This is a genomic window from Pseudomonas xionganensis (assembly GCF_009763245.1).
GTDB lineage: Bacteria > Pseudomonadota > Gammaproteobacteria > Pseudomonadales > Pseudomonadaceae > Aquipseudomonas > Aquipseudomonas xionganensis.
On sequence record NZ_WKJZ01000001.1, the window covers coordinates 1,641,064 to 1,662,617 of the forward strand.

The 21,554-nt window shown below is 61.9% G+C and carries 23 protein-coding genes; 17 read left to right on the top strand and 6 right to left on the bottom strand.

The annotated features are described in order from the left end of the window. Positions 1–21 precede the first annotated feature (21 nt). Positions 22–504, top strand: coding sequence for a tRNA adenosine(34) deaminase TadA (tadA, locus tag GJV18_RS07515; protein ID WP_160344072.1), 483 nt, complete (start codon positions 22–24; stop codon positions 502–504). Positions 505–695: 191 nt separating this feature from the next. Here tadA and mltF read toward each other — a convergent pair whose 3' ends face one another. After that, a complete protein-coding gene (gene mltF, locus GJV18_RS07520; protein WP_160344074.1) occupies positions 696–2,153 on the bottom strand; it encodes a membrane-bound lytic murein transglycosylase MltF in 1,458 nt (485 codons plus the stop codon). A 164-nt stretch (positions 2,154–2,317) separates the two neighbouring features. Here mltF and purL point away from each other — a divergent pair, with 164 nt between their 5' ends. From purL to GJV18_RS07535, 3 genes are all read left to right on the top strand, one after another. After that, positions 2,318–6,214 (top strand): phosphoribosylformylglycinamidine synthase, encoded by a 3,897-nt coding sequence (gene purL / locus GJV18_RS07525; protein ID WP_160344076.1) that lies wholly within the window; start codon positions 2,318–2,320, stop codon positions 6,212–6,214. After that, entirely contained in the window at positions 6,192–6,527 is a 336-nt protein-coding gene (locus GJV18_RS07530) for a CDGSH iron-sulfur domain-containing protein (RefSeq protein ID WP_160344078.1), read from the top strand. Before purL ends, GJV18_RS07530 begins: the two co-directional genes overlap by 23 nt. Before the next feature lie 157 nt (positions 6,528–6,684). Next, on the top strand, positions 6,685–7,002 hold the full coding sequence (locus tag GJV18_RS07535) for a Nif3-like dinuclear metal center hexameric protein (RefSeq protein WP_160344080.1): 318 nt from the start codon (positions 6,685–6,687) through the stop codon (positions 7,000–7,002). 138 nt (positions 7,003–7,140) lie between these two features. Here GJV18_RS07535 and GJV18_RS07540 read toward each other — a convergent pair whose 3' ends face one another. Continuing rightward, on the bottom strand, positions 7,141–7,644 hold the full coding sequence (locus GJV18_RS07540; RefSeq protein ID WP_160344082.1) for a L,D-transpeptidase family protein: 504 nt from the start codon (positions 7,642–7,644) through the stop codon (positions 7,141–7,143). Positions 7,645–7,659: 15 nt separating this feature from the next. Beyond that, the gene (locus GJV18_RS07545; RefSeq protein WP_160344084.1) at positions 7,660–8,214 is read right to left on the bottom strand and encodes an NUDIX hydrolase; all 555 of its coding nucleotides are present in this window, start codon (positions 8,212–8,214) and stop codon (positions 7,660–7,662) included. Positions 8,215–8,382: 168 nt separating this feature from the next. Between GJV18_RS07545 and GJV18_RS07550 the strand changes: the two genes are divergently transcribed. From GJV18_RS07550 to GJV18_RS07570, 5 genes are read left to right on the top strand one after another with little or no spacing between them, the layout of a single operon-like run. Further along, complete coding sequence (locus GJV18_RS07550; RefSeq protein ID WP_160346031.1) at positions 8,383–8,985, top strand: CoA pyrophosphatase; 603 nt, start codon at positions 8,383–8,385, stop codon at positions 8,983–8,985. A gap of 17 nt (positions 8,986–9,002) precedes the next feature. After that, the gene (locus GJV18_RS07555) at positions 9,003–9,527 is read left to right on the top strand and encodes a gamma carbonic anhydrase family protein (protein ID WP_160344086.1); all 525 of its coding nucleotides are present in this window, start codon (positions 9,003–9,005) and stop codon (positions 9,525–9,527) included. Continuing rightward, positions 9,527–9,715 (top strand): DUF1289 domain-containing protein, encoded by a 189-nt coding sequence (locus GJV18_RS07560; RefSeq protein WP_407692335.1) that lies wholly within the window; start codon positions 9,527–9,529, stop codon positions 9,713–9,715. The genes GJV18_RS07555 and GJV18_RS07560 overlap by 1 nt, the downstream gene beginning before the upstream one ends. A gap of 34 nt (positions 9,716–9,749) precedes the next feature. Further along, entirely contained in the window at positions 9,750–10,931 is a 1,182-nt protein-coding gene (purT, locus tag GJV18_RS07565; protein WP_160344088.1) for a formate-dependent phosphoribosylglycinamide formyltransferase, read from the top strand. After that, positions 10,928–11,659, top strand: a complete 732-nt coding sequence (locus tag GJV18_RS07570; protein ID WP_160344090.1) for an SGNH/GDSL hydrolase family protein — start codon at positions 10,928–10,930, stop codon at positions 11,657–11,659. The genes purT and GJV18_RS07570 overlap by 4 nt, the downstream gene beginning before the upstream one ends. Here the strand turns inward: GJV18_RS07570 and GJV18_RS07575 are convergent. Then, a complete protein-coding gene (locus tag GJV18_RS07575) occupies positions 11,634–12,923 on the bottom strand; it encodes an HlyC/CorC family transporter (RefSeq protein WP_160344092.1) in 1,290 nt (429 codons plus the stop codon). The genes GJV18_RS07570 and GJV18_RS07575 overlap by 26 nt on opposite strands. A gap of 10 nt (positions 12,924–12,933) precedes the next feature. Continuing rightward, entirely contained in the window at positions 12,934–13,734 is an 801-nt protein-coding gene (locus tag GJV18_RS07580) for a cytochrome C assembly family protein (protein ID WP_160344094.1), read from the bottom strand. 207 nt (positions 13,735–13,941) lie between these two features. On the opposite strand from GJV18_RS07580, the gene ffh reads away from it, so the two are divergent. The 5 genes from ffh (at position 13,942) to rplS (ending at position 17,450) form a co-directional block, all read left to right on the top strand. Next, a complete protein-coding gene (ffh, locus tag GJV18_RS07585; RefSeq protein ID WP_160344096.1) occupies positions 13,942–15,315 on the top strand; it encodes a signal recognition particle protein in 1,374 nt (457 codons plus the stop codon). Between the two features lie 187 nt (positions 15,316–15,502). Continuing rightward, a complete protein-coding gene (gene rpsP, locus GJV18_RS07590; protein WP_160344098.1) occupies positions 15,503–15,754 on the top strand; it encodes a 30S ribosomal protein S16 in 252 nt (83 codons plus the stop codon). Positions 15,755–15,771: 17 nt separating this feature from the next. Beyond that, entirely contained in the window at positions 15,772–16,299 is a 528-nt protein-coding gene (gene rimM, locus GJV18_RS07595) for a ribosome maturation factor RimM (RefSeq protein ID WP_178113443.1), read from the top strand. Between the two features lie 5 nt (positions 16,300–16,304). Further along, on the top strand, positions 16,305–17,057 hold the full coding sequence (gene trmD, locus GJV18_RS07600) for a tRNA (guanosine(37)-N1)-methyltransferase TrmD (RefSeq protein ID WP_160344102.1): 753 nt from the start codon (positions 16,305–16,307) through the stop codon (positions 17,055–17,057). A 42-nt stretch (positions 17,058–17,099) separates the two neighbouring features. Continuing rightward, positions 17,100–17,450 carry a 50S ribosomal protein L19 gene (gene rplS / locus GJV18_RS07605; RefSeq protein WP_160344104.1) on the top strand — a complete coding sequence of 117 codons (351 nt, stop codon included), beginning with the start codon at positions 17,100–17,102 and terminating at the stop codon, positions 17,448–17,450. A gap of 68 nt (positions 17,451–17,518) precedes the next feature. On the opposite strand, the gene GJV18_RS07610 is transcribed toward rplS, so the two are convergent. Next, on the bottom strand, positions 17,519–18,193 hold the full coding sequence (locus GJV18_RS07610; RefSeq protein WP_160344106.1) for a hypothetical protein: 675 nt from the start codon (positions 18,191–18,193) through the stop codon (positions 17,519–17,521). Between the two features lie 162 nt (positions 18,194–18,355). On the opposite strand from GJV18_RS07610, the gene xerD reads away from it, so the two are divergent. The 3 genes from xerD (at position 18,356) to GJV18_RS07625 (ending at position 21,490) form a co-directional block, all read left to right on the top strand. Beyond that, on the top strand, positions 18,356–19,252 hold the full coding sequence (xerD, locus tag GJV18_RS07615) for a site-specific tyrosine recombinase XerD (protein WP_160344108.1): 897 nt from the start codon (positions 18,356–18,358) through the stop codon (positions 19,250–19,252). A 94-nt stretch (positions 19,253–19,346) separates the two neighbouring features. Beyond that, positions 19,347–20,072: a thioredoxin fold domain-containing protein gene (locus GJV18_RS07620; protein WP_160344110.1), complete on the top strand. Its 726-nt coding sequence runs from the start codon at positions 19,347–19,349 to the stop codon at positions 20,070–20,072. Between the two features lie 113 nt (positions 20,073–20,185). Then, on the top strand, positions 20,186–21,490 hold the full coding sequence (locus GJV18_RS07625; RefSeq protein ID WP_160344112.1) for a homoserine dehydrogenase: 1,305 nt from the start codon (positions 20,186–20,188) through the stop codon (positions 21,488–21,490). Positions 21,491–21,554: the final 64 nt, after the last annotated feature.

Below are 21,554 nucleotides of genomic sequence, written 5' to 3' on the forward strand. Positions count from 1 at the left end.
TCCATACTGCGGGTTCAACCCATGAAGAGAGTACAGATCATCGACCGCTCGCTCGACGCGCATTTCATGCGTGAGGCTCTGGCCCTGGCCGCCGAGGGCGCAGCTCTGGGCGAGGTGCCGGTCGGCGCCGTGCTGGTGCAGGATGGCGAGATCATCGGGCGTGGTTTCAACTGCCCGATTTCCACCTCTGATCCCAGCGCCCATGCCGAGATGGTGGCCATTCGTGTCGCTGCCCTGGCCGTGGATAATTACCGCCTGCCGGGCAGCACCCTGTATGTGACCCTGGAGCCGTGCAGCATGTGCGCCGGCCTGATCGTGCATAGCCGTATCCAGCGCGTGGTCTATGGCGCCACCGAGCCCAAGGCCGGGGTGGCGATCAGTCGCGGTGAGTTCTTCAGCCAGGCCTTTCTCAACCATCGTGTGCTGGTTGAGGGGGGCGTATTGGCGGAGGAGTGTGGGGCGGTGCTCAGTGAGTTTTTCCGCGCGCGGCGCCAGGCCCGCTAGCAGATCATTGGAAAACTACCTCGGCTTTGGCTTCCTGCGTCGCCCTACCTCCTGCGTCCATGCAGTCGTGCGTTGCTATCGCAGCGTTGAAAGCAGACTCGCCCGCTCATTTACAGCTCGTAAACTCCGCGCTCTCGCCTGCTTTCGCCTTGCGCTAGCTGCCTCGCCTACGTTTTCCAATAGTCTGCTGGTTAGAGTGGCGGATTCTCCGCCGGCTTGCGTTTGTCGATGCCCGGCACGTGCAGGCTGCTGTCGGCCAGCTGGGTGCCTTCCAGTTGCGGCTGGGTGACCCAGGTGAGGATGTCGTAATAGCGGCGGATATTGCGCACGAAATGCACCGGCTCACCGCCGCGGGCATAGCCGTAGCGGGTTTTGCTGTACCACTGCTTCTGGGAAAGGCGCGGCAGGATCTTCTGCACGTCGAGCCACTTGTTCGGGTCCAGCCCCTCGGCCTCGGTGAGTTTGCGCGCATCTTCCAGGTGGCCGCCACCGACGTTGTAGGCGGCCAGGGCGAACCAGGTGCGATCAGGCTCCTGGATGCTCTCCGGTAACTGGTTTTTTACCCAGACAATATATTTGGCGCCGCCTTCGATGCTTTGTCTGGGATCGAGTCGATCCGACACGCCCATGGCCTGGGCGGTGCGCAGGGTCAGCATCATCAGGCCGCGCACGCCGGTCTTGGAGGTGGCGGTAGGCTGCCACAGCGATTCCTGATAGCCCATGGCCGCCAGCAGGCGCCAGTCCACGCCATGGGTCTGGGCGGCCTGGCGGAAGAAGGCTTCGTAGCGTGGCAGGCGTTGCTGCAAATGCTTGGCGAAGGTGTAGGCGCCGACATAGCCCAGTACGTCGACATGACCGTAATAGCGTTGCTTGAGCCGCTGCAGGCTGCCGTTCTCGTGGGCTCGGGCGATAAACGCATTGATTTCGTCGAGCAGGCTGGTGTCCTCGCCCGGCGCCACGGCCCAGCCCAGATGCTGGGCATCACCCAGATCGAAGGCCACGCGCACATTGGGGAAATACACCTGGTTCATCGCCAGCTCATTGGAGTCGACCAGGGTCAGGTCGATCTGCCCCTCGTCCACCATGCGCAGCAGATCCACCACTTCTACGGCGGCGGATTCTTCAAACTTCAGTTCCGGTATCTGTTGCTGCAGTGCCTGCAGTTGTTCGGCATGGCTGCTGCCCTTGAGCACCAGGATGCGCTTGTCGACCAGATCGCCGGGGCGGCTGGGGCGCTGCTGGCCGTTGCGATAGACAACCTGGGGAGTGACCTCCAGGTAAGCGCTGGAAAAACGCGCCTGGGTCTGTCGTCCCTGGCTGCCGACCAGACCGGCGGCGGCCAGAACCGGACCGTTGGTCTGGTTGAGGCGACTGAACAGCTCGTCCAGATTGTCTGCCGTCTCGATTTCCAGCTTCAGGCCCAGGTCGTCGGCGAAGCGTTTGACCAGCTCGTATTCGAAGCCGGTTTCGCCATTGCGATCCTGGAAATAGGTGGCCGGGCTGTTGCGGGTAACCACGCGCAGCGTGCCCTCCGCCTGAATGCGCTCTAGGGTGCTGGGTTCTTCAGCACAGCCGCCGAGCAGCAGGAGGACTCCGATCGCTGACAGCCAGCAGGCGCAGCGCAAGCGGAACACGGATTGGGCAAACATTGGCGCAGTATACGCAAAGCATCGGGTGCGCCATATCTCGACAGTGCGAGTCTTCTCTGCTAGCGCAGCGCCTGGTTTGCCTGTGTTGTCACGGGTGCCGTTGGCGGCGCTTTAGGCTAGAATGCACGGCCTCAAAGTACACCCCTTCCCAGAGGCTGTCCCCGATGTTGATCCTGCGCGGCGCTCCCGCCCTTTCTGCTTTTCGCCACGGTAAATTGCTTGAGCAACTGACCAGCAAGGTACCTGCCGTTACCGGGCTGTACGCCGAGTTTGCGCATTTTGCCGATATCCGCGCGGCCCTGACCGCCGACGAAGAGCAGGTGCTGGCCCGTCTGCTGCAATACGGCCCCAGTGTGCCGGTGCAGGAGCCCAGCGGCCGCCTGTTTCTCACCATCCCGCGTTTCGGCACCATCTCGCCCTGGTCGAGCAAGGCCAGCGATATCGCGCGCAACTGCGGCCTGGACAAGATCCAGCGCATCGAGCGGGGGCTGGCCTATTACGTCAGCGGTGAGCTGAGCGCCAGCGATGCCGAGCAGGTTGCTGCATTGCTGCACGACCGCATGACCCAGCTGGTGCTGGACAACTTCGAAGCCGCCAGCGCCCTGTTCAGCCATGCCCAGCCCAAGCCGCTGAATGCCGTGGACGTACTGGGTGGTGGTCGCGCCGCCCTGGAGCAGGCCAATGCCCAGCTGGGCCTGGCCCTGGCCGAGGACGAGATCGATTACCTGGTCAAGAGCTTCCAGGATCTGGGGCGTAACCCCCACGATATCGAACTGATGATGTTTGCCCAGGCCAACTCCGAGCACTGCCGGCACAAGATCTTCAACGCCAGCTGGGATATCGATGGCCAAGCCCAAGAAAAATCCCTGTTCGGCATGATCAAGAACACCTACGAGATGCACCGCGAAGGTGTACTCAGTGCCTATAAGGACAATGCCTCGGTGATCGTCGGGCACAGCGCCGGGCGTTTCTTCCCCGATCCCGAGACGCGCCAGTACGGCGCGACCCAGGAGCCGGTGCATATCCTGATGAAGGTGGAAACCCACAACCACCCGACCGCCATCGCCCCGTTCCCTGGCGCTTCCACCGGCTCCGGCGGCGAGATCCGCGATGAGGGCGCCACTGGTCGCGGTGCCAAGCCCAAGGCCGGCCTGACCGGCTTTACCGTGTCCAACCTGCAGATCCCCGGTTTCGAGCAGCCCTGGGAAGTGCCCTACGGCAAGCCCGAGCGCATCGTCACCGCCCTTGACATCATGATCGAAGGCCCCCTGGGCGGCGCCGCGTTCAACAATGAATTCGGTCGTCCGGCCCTGACCGGCTATTTCCGTACCTTCGAGCAGGCGATTCAGACGCCCCATGGCGAGGAAGTGCGCGGCTATCACAAGCCGATCATGCTGGCCGGCGGTATGGGCAACATCCGCGCCGACCATGTGCAGAAGGGTGAAATCAGCGTCGGCGCCAAGCTGATCGTGCTCGGCGGCCCGGCCATGCTGATCGGCCTGGGCGGTGGCGCGGCCTCGTCCATGGCCACTGGTGCCAGTTCGGCGGATCTGGATTTTGCCTCGGTGCAGCGCGAGAACCCGGAAATGGAGCGCCGCTGCCAGGAGGTGATCGACCGCTGCTGGCAGCTGGGCGATGCCAACCCGATCAAGTTTATCCATGACGTGGGCGCCGGCGGCATCTCCAATGCCTTGCCGGAGCTGATCAACGACGGTGGCCGGGGCGGTCGCTTCGAACTGCGCAACGTGCCCAACGATGAGCCGGGCATGGCGCCGCTGGAAATCTGGTGCAACGAGTCCCAGGAGCGCTATGTGCTGGCCGTGGATGCCGCTGATTTCGAGCGTTTCCAGGCTATCTGCGAGCGCGAGCGCTGCCCCTTTGCCGTAGTCGGCGAGGCCATTGCCGAGCCGCACCTGACCGTGACCGACAGCCATTTCGGCAACAAGCCGGTGGACATGCCGCTCAACGTGCTGCTGGGCAAGCCGCCGCGCATGCATCGTTCGGCCAGCCGTGAACCTGAACTGGGCGATGATTTCGATGCCGGCAGCCTGGCCATCGACGAGGCCGTGACCCGCGTGCTGCATCACCCGGCCGTGGCCAGCAAGAGCTTCCTGATCACCATTGGCGACCGCAGCATCACTGGCCTGGTGGCTCGTGATCAGATGGTCGGCCCCTGGCAGGTGCCGGTGGCTGACTGCGCCGTGACTGCCACCAGTTTCGACGTCTACACCGGTGAAGCCATGGCCATGGGCGAGCGCACGCCGCTGGCCCTGCTGAATGCCGCGGCCTCCGGGCGCATGGCCATTGGCGAGACCATCACCAACCTGGCCGCGTCGAAAATCGACAAGCTGAGCGATATCAAGCTGTCCGCCAACTGGATGGCCGCCGCCGGCCACCCGGGCGAAGATGCACGCCTGTATGACACGGTAAAAGCAGTTGGCATGGAGTTGTGCCCGGAGCTGGGCATCACCATTCCGGTGGGCAAGGACTCCATGTCGATGAAGACCCGCTGGCAGGAGGAGGGCGTTGACAAGAGCGTCACCTCACCGCTGTCGCTGGTGGTGACCGGCTTTGCTCCGGTCAGCGATATTCGCCAGACCCTGACTCCGCAACTGCGCATGGACAAGGGCGAAACCGACCTGATCCTGATCGACCTGGGCCGCGGACAGAACCGTCTGGGCGCCTCGATTCTCACCCAGGTCTACGCCCAGCTCGGCCAGCAGGCGCCGGATGTGGATGACGCCGAAGACCTCAAGGCCTTCTTCGCGGTGATCCAGGGCCTGAATGCCGATGGTCATATCCTCGCCTACCACGACCGTTCCGACGGCGGTCTGCTGGTCACGGCGCTGGAAATGGCCTTTGCCGGTCACTGCGGTCTCAATCTGTTCCTCGATGCCCTGGCCGACGACAGTGCCGAGCTGGCTGCGGTGCTGTTCAACGAAGAGCTGGGGGCGGTGATTCAGGTACATCAGGACGCCACCCCAGAAGTGCTGGCGCAGTTCAGTGCGGCTGGTCTGGGTGATTGCGTGGCGGTGATTGGTCAGCCGGTTAACAGTGATGACGTCAGCATCAGCTTCAATGGCCTGCCGGTATTTGGCGGCCAGCGCAGCCAGCTGCAGCGCCAGTGGAGCGAAACCAGCTACCGCATCCAGCGTCTGCGTGATAACGCCGATTGCGCCGATCAGGAGTTCGAGGCGCTGCTGGAGGAAGACAACCCGGGCCTGAACATCAAGCTCGCGTTCGACGTCAACCAGGACATCAGCGCCCCCTATATCCGCAAGGGCATCCGTCCACAGATCGCCATCCTGCGCGAGCAGGGCGTCAATGGTCAGGTGGAAATGGCTGCGGCCTTCGACCGTGCCGGCTTCGCTGCCGTCGACGTGCATATGAGCGATATCCTCAGCGGCCGGGTCAGCCTGGAGCAGTTCAAGGGGCTGGTGGCCTGTGGCGGCTTCTCCTACGGTGACGTGCTCGGCGCCGGCGAGGGTTGGGCCAAGTCGATTCTGTTCAACAGCCGCGCCCGTGATGGCTTCCAGGCCTTCTTCGAGCGCAAGGACAGTTTTGCCCTGGGTGTGTGCAACGGCTGCCAGATGATGAGCAACCTGCACGAACTGATCCCCGGTACCGAGTTCTGGCCGCACTTCGTGCGTAACCGCTCCGAGCAGTTCGAGGCGCGGGTGGCCATGGTGCAGATCCAGGAATCGGCCTCGATCTTCCTCCAGGGCATGGCCGGCTCGCGTCTGCCGATCGCCATCGCCCATGGTGAAGGTCATGCCGAGTTCGAGAGCGAGGAAGCCCTGCTGGAAGCCGATTTGTCCGGTTGTGTGGCCCTGCGTTATGTGGATAACCATGGCAAGGTTACTGAGCGCTACCCGGCCAACCCCAACGGCTCGCCGCGCGGCATTACCGGCCTGACCAGTCGTGACGGCCGCGTCACCATCATGATGCCGCACCCGGAGCGGGTGTTCCGCGCCGTACAGAACTCCTGGAAGCCGGATGAATGGCAGGAAGATGCCGGCTGGATGCGTATGTTCCGCAATGCCCGGGTCTGGGTTGACTGATAAGACTGAGGCCTTTCCCGTCTCTGCTGGGGCGAGAAAGGCCGCGCCGAGTTCGCCAGAGCCCTTGCTGCCCGAGGTTCGCCAGGTCAACCCTGGCGAAACCCATCTGTTGTGCCGCTGTGGGCGCTCGCCCCGGCTTCCCGATTGTCCTGTCGATTGCACCGCTGGTCTGCGTCTTGAGCCGGCTCGTCAGCAATTCTTGCTGCTGTGCCGCTGTGGGCGTTCGCGCCAGTTGCCCTACTGTGACGGCCGCCATGCGCGGCCTGCGCCTGGTTTGGCGGCGCGCTGGCGGCGCTTCTGGTCGGGCCGCTAGCGATTCGTCGGATAGCCGATGGACGGAACGCGAGGCGGAATCTGCCGTCTTACACTGCAACTGTGATGCAGGGCGCTGATCGCCTTGCAGGCTAAATGCCATTATCCTTGGCGCCAATCATTTGCTGTATCCGTCAGGTCTGTCGCTGGAGCGCGCGATGTACAAGTTTTGCTTTTATGTGCCGGAAAGCCATCTGGAAGCGGTCAAGCAGGCCGTTTTCGCCGCCGGCGGTGGGCGCATTGGCGCATATGACAGCTGCTGCTGGCAGGCCTTGGGGCAGGGTCAGTTCCGCCCGCTGCAGGGCAGCCAGCCTTTCCTCGGCCAGCAAGGTCAGGTGGAGAAGGTGGCGGAGTGGAAGGTGGAGATGGTGGTGGGCGATGAGCTGATTCACGATACCGTCAAGGCCATGAAAAACAGCCACCCCTATGAAACCCCGGCCTTCGAGGTCTGGCGCCTTTCCGATATGCAGTTCTAAGCCACAAGCCTTAGCCTGGACCAGTGCAGCGCAGTCCGGGATGGGCATAAGCGCCGTTATGGATGGCGATGGCCAGGGCGTTGTCGTGGGTTCTGGATTGCGCCGCGCCGCAGCTTGCTCCCGGCTGGCCGTGGGCGATCAGGGCCTGATTTCGATCAGGGTGCCGTCCTTGATCAGGCTCCAGACCTCACGCATATCATCGTTTTTCAGGGCAATGCAGCCTTCGGTCCAGTCCAGGGTGTGAAAGAACCACTCCGGGTATTCCTCATCCAGCGGGGTGCCGTGGATCATGATCATGCCGCCCGGCGGTACGCCCTTGGCGCGGGCACGGGCCTGGTCGCGGGCATTGGGGTAGGAAATATGCAGGGACAGCTGGTACTTGTCGCTGGGCTTGCGCCAGTCGATCCAGTAGATGCCTTCCGGCGTGCGCAGGTCGCCTTCTCGCTCCTTGGCCCCGACCGGCTGTTTGCCCAGGGATATCCGGTAGGATTTCAGGGTTTCGCCGCGGTGCTGCAGGTGTAGCTGGCGTTCGGACTTGAGCACCAGCACCTTGTCCACGGTGCGTCCGCCCAGAGAGGGGGTGATGCTGGCTTGAGCGGTCATGGCCAGGGTCAGGCAAAGCAGGGGGAGCAACCAGCGCATCATCGTTCTCGTCAATCAGGTCTTTCTAAAGTGTGCGCGCAAGGCTTCCAGCGGCTCGTTGCGAACCGGGTAGTGTTGGCTGCGCCGGTCAGCGAAATAGCATTCTAAGGTACGGCCTATGGTGGGGAAAGCCAGCTCTGACCAGGGGATCTCCTGTTCGTGGAAGAGCTGCACCTCCAGGCTTTCTTCGCCGGCGGCGAAGTCCAGGTCGACCAGTTCGGCGCGGAACAGCATATACACCTGGTTGATATGGGGCAGGTCGAACAGGGTATAGAGATTCAAGTCGCGCACCCGGGCACAGGCTTCTTCGTGGGTTTCCCGGGCGGCGGCCTGCTCGATGGTTTCGCCGTTTTCCATAAAGCCTGCGGGCAGGGTCCAGTAGCCGCGGCGCGGTTCGATGGCGCGGCGACACAAGAGCACTTGCTCACCCCAGATCGGCAGGCAGCCAGCGACGATGCGCGGGTTCTGGTAATGCACGGTATGGCAGTGCTCGCAGACATGCCGCAGGCGGTTGTCACCGGCCGGTATGCTCTGGCTGACGGGGCTGCCGCACTGGCTGCAGAACTTCATGCTGTGCTCTCCTCAATTTGTCCCATCTTGGCGCGGGCAGCGCCCGTTCGGCAAGATGTCTGGTTGGCGCGATTGGCTCTCTGAATGACCGCTATGGCGTGCCCGGGGCTTGGGAGCTTCAAGGCTTTCGTGCCATTATCCAGGCAGCAAAAAAGATCGAGAATGCCCATGCTGGACGAGCTGATGCACCGCATGCGCGGCTATCGCCCGCTGCTGTTACCCACTGCCAATGACTACCCGGAAGCTGCCGTGCTGGTGCCCATCACCCGCAGCGATGCGCCGGAGGTGGTGCTGACGCTGCGGGCCCATGGGCTGTCCACCCACAGTGGCGAGGTCGCCTTTCCCGGAGGGCGGCGTGACCCGGAGGATCAGGATCTGATTCGTACGGCGCTGCGCGAAGCCCATGAGGAAATCGGCCTGCCGGCCGGTCTGGTGGAGGTGATCGGGCCATTGAGCACCCTGGTCTCGCGCCATGGCATTCAGGTCACGCCCTATGTCGGCCTGGTGCCGGATTTTGTCGACTATGAGCCGAATGATGGCGAGATCGCGGCGGTCTTCAGCGTACCCCTGGAATTCTTTCGTGAAGATCCGCGGGAAACCACCCATCGCATCGATTACCTGGGGCGCAGCTGGTATGTGCCCAGTTATCGCTATGGCGAATACAAGATCTGGGGGCTGACGGCCATCATGCTGGTGGAGCTGGTCAACCTGATCTATGACGCGGGCATCGACCTGCATCGACCGCCTGAGCACTTTATCAGGCTCAGCTGAATAACGAGGAAGCATCCATGAAATACCGCCTGGGTTCGTCCCACGTCGAGGCCCACGAGCAGAGCTGGGTTGCGCCCAATGCCACGCTGGTGGGCAAGGTCAAGCTGGAGCCGGGGGCCAGTGTCTGGTTCGGTGCCGTCCTGCGCGGCGACAACGAGCTGATCCATATCGGCGAGAACAGCAATGTGCAGGACGGCACGGTGATGCACACCGATATGGGCTTTCCGCTGACTGTTGGTACGGGCGTGACCATCGGCCATAACGCCATGCTGCATGGCTGCACGGTGGGCGACTACAGTCTGATCGGCATCAATGCCGTGGTGCTCAACGGCGCCAAGATCGGCAAGTACTGCATCATCGGCGCCAATAGCCTGATTGGCGAAGGCAAGGAAATTCCCGATGGTTCGCTGGTCATGGGCTCGCCCGGCAAGGTGGTGCGCGAACTGACCGAGCAGCAGAAAAAAATGCTGGAGGCCAGCGCCGCCCACTATGTGCATAACGCTCAGCGTTACGCCCGCGATCTGGCGGTGCAGGACGACTGATGGATAGCGAACGCCCCGTGGCCTCGCCCTGCGTGCATGTCTGCGCCCTGGATGACGAGGATATCTGTATCGGCTGTCAGCGTAGCGTGGCCGAAATCACCCACTGGAGTCGCATGAGCAATGAGCAGCGCCGTGAAACGCTGCGCCTGTGTCATCAGCGCGCCCAGGGCAAAGGTGTCCTGCTCTAGCAGGATGCTGCACCGATCAATCTGAGGAACAGTCATGCCCCGTATTGGAACCCCCTTGTCGCCGAGTGCGACCCGCGTCCTGCTGTGTGGCTCGGGCGAGCTGGGCAAGGAAGTGGTGATCGAGCTGCAGCGCCTGGGTGTCGAGGTGATTGCCGTGGATCGCTACGCCAATGCCCCGGCCATGCAGGTGGCCCATCGCAGTCATGTGATCAATATGCTCGATGGCGCCGCCCTGCGCGCGGTGATCGAGCAGGAGCGGCCGCACTATATCGTGCCGGAGATCGAGGCCATCGCCACGGCGACCCTGGTGGAACTGGAGGCCGAAGGCTTTACCGTGATCCCCACGGCGCGCGCCGCGCAGCTGACCATGAACCGCGAGGGTATTCGTCGCCTGGCAGCCGAGGAGTTGGGCCTGCCCACGTCGCCTTATCATTTCGCCGATACCTTCGAGACCTATGCGGCAGCGGTGAGAGCTGTCGGGTACCCCTGTGTGGTCAAGCCGATCATGAGTTCCTCCGGCAAGGGCCAGAGCCTGCTCAAGGGTGATGCCGACCTGCAGTCTGCCTGGGATTACGCCCAGGAAGGCGGCCGGGCTGGCAAGGGGCGGGTCATAGTCGAGGGTTTTATCGACTTCGATTACGAGATCACCCTGCTTACCGTGCGCCATGCCGGCGGCACCTCGTTCTGTGCGCCCGTGGGCCATCGCCAGGTCAAGGGCGACTACCACGAGTCCTGGCAGCCGCAGGCCATGAGTGCCCGGGCGCTGGCCGAGTCCGAGCGAGTGGCGTTGGCCGTGACCGAGGCCCTCGGCGGGCGCGGTCTGTTTGGTGTGGAGCTGTTTATCAAGGGCGACCAGGTGTGGTTCAGCGAGGTCTCGCCGCGGCCCCATGATACGGGCCTGGTCACCCTGATTTCCCAGGACCTGTCCGAGTTCGCCCTGCATGCCCGGGCCGTTCTCGGCCTGCCGATTCCAGCCATCCGCCAGCTTGGCCCCAGCGCCTCGGCGGTGCTGCTGGTGGAGGGGGAGTCTTGTCAGGTGAGCTTTGGCAACCTGGGAGCAGCCTTGAGTGAGGCGGACACTGCCTTGCGCCTGTTCGGCAAGCCCGAAGTCAGTGGCCAGCGGCGTATGGGCGTGGCCCTGGCCCGTGATGAGTCGATCGAGGCCGCGCGGGCCAAGGCTGTTCGCGCTTCCCGGGCGATCAGCGTCAGCCTGTGAGGCGCATTGCCCTCTGGTGGCTGCTGGCCTTGCCGCTGCTGCCCCTGATTGTGCCTCAGGCCCTGTATACCCGGCGCACGGCTCTGCGCTTGCCGCCGGCGGCTGGTCTGCCGTATGGCGAAGCCGGGCAGGACTTTGCCGGTCAGCCCCTGCGGTTGTTGCTGGTGGGTGAGTCCACCGTGGCGGGTGTCGGCGTGGATAACCTGCAGGCGGCTTTGCCCGGGCAGTTGGCCGAAGCGCTGGCCCAGCGTTTGCGGCGCCCGGTGCAGTGGCGGGCCTGCGGTGAGAATGGCATCACTGCCGGACAGGCCAGTCAGCGCCTTTTGCCGGAGGCTCTGGGTGAGCCGGTGGATCTGGCTCTGTTGGTATTTGGTGTCAATGACACCACCGGGCTGAGCTCGCTGCAGCAATGGCAAAAGCCGCTGCAGCTGATGGCGCAGCTGTTGGTGGATGGTGGTGCGCAGGTGGCTTTTAGTGCGGTGCCGCCGTTGCAGCATTTCCGCGCCTTGCCCTGGTTGCTGCGGCAGGTGCTTGGTGCTCGCGGACGGATTCTGGATCGCAGTCTAGAGAAACTGGCTGATGAGCTGGGGGTGCAGCATTGCGCGGTTCAGCTGGAGTTTGCCCGCGATTACCTGGCCGCGGATGGCTATCACCCATCGGGGCTGGGCTATCGGGTCTGGGCCGAGGGATTGGCTGCCCAGCTTACTCTTCCACGCTCTGCTCTTTGAGCGCGGATACGCCGGCCTGCCAGACTCGCACGCTTTTCACCCGGTTGCCTGAAGACTGCAGGATTTCCAGGCGATAGGGGCCGATCTTCAGGCACACCGCACTTTCCGGAATATTTTCCAGCGCTTCGGTGATCAGGCCATTGAGGGTCTTGGGGCCGTCGCAGGGCAGGTGCCAGTCCAGAGCCTTGTTGATTTCGCGGATATAGGCCGCGCCATCGATGACCTGGGTGCCGTCATCCTGGGGATGGATATCCGGGCTGCGCAGGCTGCTCTGGTTGCTGAAATCACCGACGATCTCCTCAAGCAGGTCTTCCAGGGTGACCACGCCGATTACATCGCCATACTCGTCGACGACGATGCCGATGCGGCGCTTTTCCTTCTGGAAGTTGATCAGCTGGGTCGACAGCGGCGTGCTTTCCGGAACGAAATAGGGCTCATTGCAGGCCGCCAGCAAGGCGTCCTTGCTCAGTTCGTTATGGGTCAGCAGGCGGGCGATCTGGCGCATATGCACCACGCCTTCGATCTGATTGATGTCGTTGCGAAATACTGGCAGGCGCGTATGGGTGGTGTTGGTCAGCAGGCTGATGATGCTGTCCAGATCATCGTCCAGATTGATGCCGGTGACCTCATTGCGCGGGATCATGATGTCGTTGACCGTGACCTGCTCCAGATTGAGGATGCCCAGCAGCATGTCCTGGCGATTCTTCGGCATCCCGGGGCCAGACTCGCGCACTACGCTGCGCAGTTCTTCGGTTGACAGGCTGTCATTGCTGCGCTGTGACGGGTCCACACCGAGCAGGCGCAGCAGCCCGCTGCTGATGGCGCTGGTCAGCCACACCACCGGGTAGAGCAGACGTTGTAGCAGGCTCAGCACTCGGCTGGCGGGGAAGGCCACCAGCTCCGGACGCAGGGCTGCCAGGGTCTTGGGGGTGATTTCGCCAAAGATCAGCACCACGATGGTCAGGCCGGCGGTAGCGATGGCGATACCCTTTTCCCCCCAGATATCCACTGCCAGCACAGTGGCGATGGAGGCGGCGAGGATATTGACCACGTTATTGCCGACCAGAATGGTACCGAGCAGGCGATCGGGGCGGCTGAGCAAGCCACTTACACGCTTGGCGCCCTTGTGCCCCTCCTTGGCCATATGCTTGAGCCGATAGCGGTTGAGGCTGAGCATGCCGGTCTCGGAACTTGAGAAAAAGGCCGAACAGAGGATCAGGAAAATCAGCAGACCAAGCAGGTAGCTGGAATGGAGGTCGTCCACGAAAGGGGTCTCAGATATGCAGGATGAATTCGCGAACCAGCTTGCTGCCGAAGTAGGCCAGCATCAGCAGACAGAAGCCGGCCAGGGTCCAGCGAATGGCTTTGTGTCCGCGCCAGCCAAGCTGGTGGCGGCCCCAGAGCAGCACAGCGAAAACGATCCAGGCGAATAGCGAGAGGATGGTCTTGTGTGCCAGGTGTTGTGCCAGCAGGTCTTCGATAAACAGAGCGCCGGAAAGCAGCGAAAGTGAAAGCAGGGCCCAGCCAGCCCAGAGAAAGCCGAACAGCAGGCTTTCCATGGTCTGCAGCGGCGGGAAGTTACGGATCAGTCCGGACGGGTGCTTGTGCTTGAGCTGATGATCCTGCAGCAGCACTAGCAGCGATTGGAATACCGCGATGGTCAGCATGCCGTAGGCCGTGATCGACAGCAGGATATGGGCCAGGATGCCGGGGGCTTCGGTGATCGCCCTGGTGGTGCCGCTGGGCATAAACTCGGCCAGCAGCACCGTCAGGAAGCCCAGGGGGAAAAGCAGCAGGAGCAGGTTCTCCACCGGGATGCGCAGGCAGGCCAGCAGGGTCAGCAGGATCACTGCCGCGGCAATCAGGCTGGCAGCCTTGAAGAAGTCGAGAACCAGGCCGTTGCCATCGTACATCTGCAGGCACAGGCTGCTGCCATGCAACAACAGGGCAAGGACGCCGAGAAACAGCAGAAGGTGTTTGTTGCCGAGGCTGCGCTGGCGCAGTTGCAGGCCCTGGTACAGGGTGGCCCCAATATAAAGACCGGCGGCGGCGAGGCTGGGTAGCAGAGGCTGCATAAATCCTTGTCAAGCAAACCTGAAAGGCGCTCAGTGTGGCATACAACCGCTGCCCCACGAAAGCGTTGGCCGCCTGCGCTCGACTCGGGGCTTGGGCAGTTGCTGGTCGGGGCGATAAAGAGCAGTCAATGGTGCGGCAGTCTTGGGTATAATCGGCGGCCTGTTGCAAGCCCACCCTCGGCTCCGGAGAGCCTGTAAGGAACGTGCATGTTCGAAAATCTGACTGATCGTCTCTCGCAGACGCTGCGCAATGTCACTGGCAAGGCCAAGTTGACCGAAGACAACATCAAGGACACCTTGCGTGAAGTGCGCATGGCCTTGCTGGAGGCCGACGTTGCGTTGCCGGTGGTCAAGGACTTCGTCAACAAGGTCAAGGAGCGGGCCGTCGGTGTCGAGGTGTCGAAGAGCCTGACTCCGGGGCAGGCTTTTGTGAAGGTCGTGCGCGCCGAGCTGGAAGAGCTGATGGGTGCGGCCAACGAAGACCTGGCGCTGAATGCCGCGCCGCCAGCCGTGGTGCTGATGGCGGGTCTGCAGGGCGCCGGTAAGACCACCACCGTGGGCAAGCTGGCGCGCTTCCTCAAGGAGCGCAAGAAGAAGAGCGTGCTGGTGGTGTCGGCTGACGTTTATCGCCCGGCGGCGATCAAGCAGCTGGAAACCCTGGCGGCTGATATTGGTGTGACCTTCTTCCCTTCCGATATCAGCCAGAAGCCGGTGGCCATTGCCGAGGCCGCGATCAAGGAAGCCAAGCTCAAGTTTATTGATGTGGTGCTGGTCGATACCGCCGGTCGCCTGGCCATTGATGCGCAGATGATGGCCGAGATCCAGGCCCTGCACGCGGCGATCAAACCGGTGGAAACCCTGTTCGTGGTCGATGCCATGACCGGCCAGGACGCCGCCAATACGGCCAAGGCCTTCAATGATGCCCTGCCGCTGACTGGCGTGGTGCTGACCAAGGTCGATGGTGATGCTCGTGGCGGTGCGGCCTTGTCGGTGCGGCATATCACCGGCAAGCCAATCAAGTTTATCGGCATGGGTGAGAAGACCGAGGCCCTGGAGCCTTTCCATCCCGACCGAATCGCCTCGCGCATCCTCGGTATGGGTGACGTGCTCAGCCTGATCGAGCAGGCCGAGCAGACCCTGGACCGGGAAAAGGCCGAGAAGCTCACCAAGAAGCTGAAGAAGGGCAAGGGCTTCGACCTGGAAGACTTCCGTGATCAGCTGCAGCAGATGAAGAACATGGGCGGCCTGGGCGGCCTGATGGACAAGCTGCCGCAACTGGGTGGTGTCAATCTGGCGCAGATGGGCAATGCCCAGGGTGCGGCAGAGAAGCAGTTCAAGCAGATGGAGGCCATCATCAACTCCATGACCCCGGCCGAGCGTCGCGATCCGGAAATCATCAGCGGTTCGCGCAAACGCCGTATCGCCATGGGCTCCGGCACCCAGGTGCAGGACATCGGGCGGCTGATCAAGCAGCACAAGCAGATGCAGAAGATGATGAAGAAATTCACCGCCAAAGGCGGTATGGCCAAGATGATGCGCGGTCTTGGCGGCATGATGCCGGGCGGTTTGCCCAAGATGTAGGCAGTAGTGACAGGCTCTGCAGGCAGCGATAGCTGGTCCGGCAGGCTTGTCGCAGGCAGTAACGACCGGCGGCTTGAAAAAGAGATTTGCAAAAAGCCGGATAATCCTTAGAATATGCGGCCTTTCGGGCCTAGTGCCCTATGCGTGCATTTCAGTTTTGCAGCACCGACTACAGGAACGAAGTTCAATGGTAACCATCCGTCTTGCCCGTGGCGGCTCCAAGAAGCGCCCTTTCTATCACCTGACTGTGACCAACAGCCGCAACGCGCGCGATGGCCGCTTTGTTGAGCGTGTAGGTTTCTTCAACCCGGTTGCTTCGGGTAACGAGATCAAGCTGTCCGTCAACCAGGAGCGTGTTGCTTACTGGTTGGGTCAGGGTGCACAGCCGTCTGAGCGCGTTGCTCAGCTGCTGAAGGAATCTGCCAAGGCTGCTGCCTAAGCAAATTTATGAGCACGATGCCCGCTCCCGCCGAGGACCTTGTGGTACTCGGCAAGATTGTTTCGGTGCATGGCATCAAGGGTGAGGTCAAGGTCTATTCCTTTACCGATCCCATTACCAATGTGCTCGATTACCGCCGTTGGACGCTCAAGCGTGACAACGAGGTAAAGCAGGTCGATGTAGCCAGTGGGCGCTTGCAGGGCAAGGTTCTGGTGGCAAAGCTCAAGGGGCTTGATGATCGCGAGGTGGCGCGTACGTTCGCCGGTTTCGAGATATGTGTGCCCCGCAGCGAGCTGCCGGAGCTCAGCGATGACGAGTTCTACTGGTATCAGTTGGAAGGTCTGAAGGTCATTGACCAGGCGGGGCAGTTGCTCGGCAAGGTCGATCATCTGTTTGAGACCGGTGCCAACGATGTGATGGTGGTCAAACCCTGCGCTGACAGCCTGGATGATCGCGAGCGCTTGTTGCCCTATACGGCGCAGTGCGTGCTTGCAATCGACCTGGCCGCCGGCGAGATGCAGGTGGACTGGGATGCGGACTTCTAAGCCTGATGCCAAATCTGCGCGTTGAAGTCATTACGCTGTTCCCGGAAATGTTTGCCGCCATCAGTGATTACGGCATCACCAGTCGAGCGGTGAAGCAGGGGTTGTTGCAACTGACCTGCTGGAATCCGCGCAGCTACACCACGGATCGGCACCACACAGTGGATGATCGACCCTTTGGTGGTGGCCCCGGCATGGTGATGAAGATCAAACCGCTGGAAGACGCTTTGCTCGATGCAAAGCAGGCAACCGGTGGTGCGGCCAAGGTGATCTACCTGTCGCCGCAGGGTCGTCAGCTGAAGCAGTCAGCCGTACGCGAACTGGCCAGTGAGGAAGCTTTGATCCTGATTGCCGGCCGCTACGAAGGTATTGATGAGCGCTTTATTCAGGCGCATGTCGATGAAGAATGGTCGATCGGGGATTACGTCCTGTCCGGCGGTGAGCTGCCGGCCATGGTGCTGATCGATGCGGTAACGCGCCTTTTGCCTGGTGCATTGGGTCATGCAGACTCGGCCGAGGAGGACTCCTTTACGGATGGCCTGCTCGACTGCCCGCACTACACCCGCCCGGAGGTGTATGCGGATAAACGTGTTCCAGCCGTGTTGCTTAGTGGCAACCATGAACACATCCGGCGCTGGCGTTTGCAGCAGTCCCTTGGTCGGACCTGGGAACGTCGCGCTGATCTTCTGGATAGCCGCTCGCTTTCTGGAGAAGAGAAGAAGCTGCTGGAGGAATACATCCGCCAGCGGGACGATAGTTAATGTATCGATGATAGGCCGGTGGCTTGTCTTTAGGAGCGCAGCATGACCAACAAAATCATTCAGCAGATCGAAGCTGAGCAGATGAGCAAAGAGATCCCGACTTTTGCCCCCGGCGACACCGTTGTCGTTCAGGTGAAGGTAAAGGAAGGTGACCGTCAGCGTCTGCAGGCCTTCGAAGGCGTGGTAATCGCCAAGCGTAACCGTGGTCTGAACAGTGCCTTCACTGTACGCAAGATCTCCAACGGTGTTGGCGTTGAACGTACCTTCCAGACCTACAGCCCGCTGGTTGACAGCCTGGCCGTCAAGCGTCGCGGTGACGTGCGTAAAGCCAAGCTGTACTACCTGCGTGACCTGTCCGGTAAGGCAGCACGTATCAAGGAAAAACTCGGCTAATAGCGGGTTTTATCCAAAGAAAAGCAGCCCTCGGGCTGCTTTTCTCGTTTCTGGGCCTTTGTTGCGGATTATTTGTGCATGCTGATCTTCAGCGAGGCCTGGGACAGATCGATATCGTGCAGGCTCAGGCTGCCAAAGCTTTGCCCGGGAGCGGCGCCGGCGACGCGAATATTGTCAAAACGCAGTTCGCCGATGGAGCTGGGCAGGCGCACGTTGACCGAGCCATCCGCATTGATCACCGAGCTGAGGTTCTGGGTGTCGTAGTGCACGTCCTTGAGCGAGGTTTCCGCCTCCAGGCTGTCCAGCACCGGCAGCAGCAGTTTCGACAGCTGTTTGACCGTGCTCAGGCCATCGCCGCTCTCGGCTTGCAGGAACAGGGCGGGCAGGCTGTCTTCCAGGCCCTGGGCGGAGACATCGCGCAGTTCGATTTCAGACAGCGCCTGCATGCCAGGCGGGTCGATGTTCTGGCTGGCGACACTGTCCAGCTCCAGGCGCTGATTGGCCAGTATCGGCTGGAAGGGCAGCATCAGCGCGGCCACCAAGGTGGCAGCCAGGCGCAGATTGGTCTGCTTGCGCAGGGCCTTGTGCAGCTGGCGCTCGGTCAGGCAGCCCTGTTCGATGAGGATTTCGCCCAGGCGTTTGTGCCCGGTGAGCTGCAGTTTTATCGCCTCATCCAGCTGTTGGCGGGTGATCAAGCCCTTGTTGATCAGGATCTGACCGAGGCGGGAGTGCTGTTGGGACATGGGCTGGGCCTGTTTTCGGATAGTGGCGTGATGCAATCATGGCGTGTGAGTGCGGGTCTGTCACCGACCATAAGATAGGGTGACAGGCTTTTTCCGCTGCTCGCTTGGCCTGGCCTCCAGGCTTGTGGAAACTAGTGCCTCTGCTTCTATAAGGTTTAGTCGATGTCTGCTGTCGAGCACCCCCTGATCGAACGTTTTGTCGAGACCTTGTGGTTGGAGAAGGGTTTGTCGGCTCATACCCGCACGGCTTATCGGAGTGACCTGGAGCTGTTCAATGGCTGGTTGCAGGCCCGTGACCTGCAGCTGGATGCCGTGGGGCGTGAGCTGATCCTTGATCATCTGGCCTGGCGCCTGAACCAGGGTTACAAGGCCCGTTCCACGGCGCGCCTGCTGTCCGGTTTGCGGGGTTTCTACCGCTTTCTGCTGCGCGAAGGACTGATCGGGCGCGATCCGACCCTGCAGGTGGAGCTGCCGCAGCTGGGTCGGCCCTTGCCAAAATCACTGTCCGAGGCGGATGTCGAGGCGCTGCTGGCGGCGCCGGACCTGGATGATCCGGTCGGTCTGCGCGACCGCGCCATGCTCGAAGTGCTGTATGCCTGTGGCCTGCGGGTCACGGAGTTGATCAGCCTGACCCTGGAGCAGGTCAATCTGCGCCAGGGCGTGTTGCGGGTGTTCGGCAAGGGCAGCAAGGAACGCCTGGTTCCGCTTGGCGAGGAGGCGCTTGCCTGGATCGAGCGCTACAGCAGGGAGGCGCGGCCGTTTCTCCTGGATGGCCGGCCCAGTGATGTACTGTTCCCCAGTCTGCGCGGGGTGCAGATGACCCGCCAGACCTTCTGGCACCGGATCAAACATCAGGCCCAGGTCGCGGGTATCGGCAAGAGTCTGTCCCCCCATACCCTGCGCCACGCGTTCGCCACCCACCTGCTCAACCATGGCGCCGATTTGCGCGTGGTGCAGATGCTGCTGGGCCATAGCGACCTGTCGACCACGCAGATCTATACCCATGTCGCCCGGGCGCGTTTGCAGGCGCTGCATGCCGAGCACCATCCGCGCGGCTGAGAACGCCGCCTGGCCTGCCGTGGTCGGTGTATCGGGGGCTTCTATGGTAGGCTGTGTGCATCTCTACCCAGTGTGTCTTTTGACGGGAGTTTCCATGCGTTTAACTCGCCTTTTTGCGGCTATCACTCTTGGTCTGTCCTGTGCTGCAGCCGTGGCCGAGGACGCGGATCAGGCCATTCGCCAGACCCTCAAGGCCATCCAGGCCGATCTGCCGGTTGAAGCGATCGCCGAGAGCCCGATGCCGGGGGTCTATCAGGTGCAGCTGGAAGGTGGGCGCCAGCTCTACGCCAGTGGTGACGGTCAGTTCCTGATGCAGGGCTATCTGTTCCAGATCAAGGACGGCAAGGCGGTCAACCTGACCGAGCAGGCGGAGAGCCAGGGCGTGGCCAAGACCATCGATGCCATTCCGGCTTCCGAGATGGTGGTGTTTGCCGGCAAGGAATCCAAGACCCATATCACCGTGTTCACCGATACCGATTGTGGCTATTGCCAGAAGCTGCACAGCGAGGTGCCTGAGCTCAATCGTCTCGGGGTTGAGGTGCGTTACCTGGCGTTTCCGCGTCAGGGCCTGAACGCCCCGGCCGCCAAGGAGCTGACCAGTGTCTGGTGTGCCAAGGACAAGCAGCAGGCCATGAACCTGGCCAAGACTCGTCAGCCGGTGCCGGATGCCCAATGCGACAACCCGGTGGCCAAGCAGTACGCCCTGGGCCAGATGATCGGTGTCACCGGTACTCCGGCGATTGTGCTGGCCAATGGCAAGATCATCCCGGGTTATCAGCCGGCGCCGCAGCTGGCCAAGATTGCCCTGGAGTCCAAGTGATCCGAGCCGTCTAGCGGATTGACTAATAAACAGCCGCTTCGTATGGTGCGGCTCTTTTTCTACGGCCGGAGCTTGCTCCGGCCGTTTTATGCAGTGCAGATGGGGAGTTCAGTGTGAAACCGGTCAAAGTAGGCATCTGTGGGCTGGGTACTGTCGGTGGCGGTACGTTGAATGTATTGAAGCGCAATGCCGAGGAAATTACCCGGCGTGCCGGTCGCGGTATTGAAATCGCCCAGATTGCCATTCGTTCGCCCAAGCCCCAGTACGACACGACCGGTATTCACCTGACCAGCGATGTCTTTGAACTGGTCAATAACCCCGAGATCGATATCGTTATCGAGTTGATCGGTGGCTACACCCTGGCCAAGGATCTGGTCTTGCAGGCCATCGCCAATGGCAAGCATGTGGTTACCGCGAACAAGGCGCTGATCGCCGTGCATGGTAACGAGATCTTTGCCCGGGCCCGCGAGAAGGGCGTGATCGTCGCCTTCGAAGCCGCCGTGGCCGGCGGCATTCCGGTGATCAAGGCCATTCGCGAGGGGCTGGCGGCCAACCGCATCAACTGGCTGGCCGGCATCATCAACGGCACCGGCAACTTTATCCTCAGCGAGATGCGCGAGAAGGGCCGTGCCTTTGACGATGTGCTGAAAGAGGCTCAGGCCCTGGGCTATGCCGAAGCCGATCCGACCTTCGACGTGGAGGGCATCGATGCGGCGCACAAGCTGACCATTCTCGCGTCCATCGCCTTTGGTATCCCCCTGCAGTTCGACAAGGCCTACACCGAAGGCATCACCAAGCTGACCACTGCCGACGTCAACTATGCCGAGGCCCTGGGCTACCGCATCAAGCACCTGGGCGTGGCGCGCTGCACCGCTTCTGGTATCGAGTTGCGGGTGCATCCGACCCTGATCCCGGCCGATCGCCTGATTGCCAACGTCAATGGCGTGATGAACGCGGTGATGGTCAATGGTGATGCGGCCGGCTCCACCCTCTATTACGGTGCTGGCGCCGGTATGGAACCGACTGCTTCCTCGGTGGTGGGCGATCTGGTGGATGTGGTGCGTGCCCTGACCAGCGATCCGACCAACCGTGTGCCGCACCTGGCCTTCCAGCCGGATTCACTGAGCGATCACCCGATTCTGCCGATCGAGCAGTGTGAAAGCGCTTACTACCTGCGCATCCAGGCCAAGGATCACCCGGGCGTACTGGCCCAGGTGGCGAGCATCCTCTCCGAGCGCGGCATCAATATCGAGTCGATCATGCAGAAGGAAGTCGAGGAGCATGATGGCCTGGTGCCGATGATCCTGGTCACTCATCGCGTCACCGAGCAGCACATGAACGATGCCATTGCTGCCCTGGAGGCCCTGGATGGTGTGGCCGCGCCAGTGGTGCGTATCCGCGTGGAACAGCTCGCTTAAGACGCCAGGTCGGGTGGTAAGCCCGGCCTGCAGTGCTTTTATCGGTTTTTAAAGGGTTTTCAAC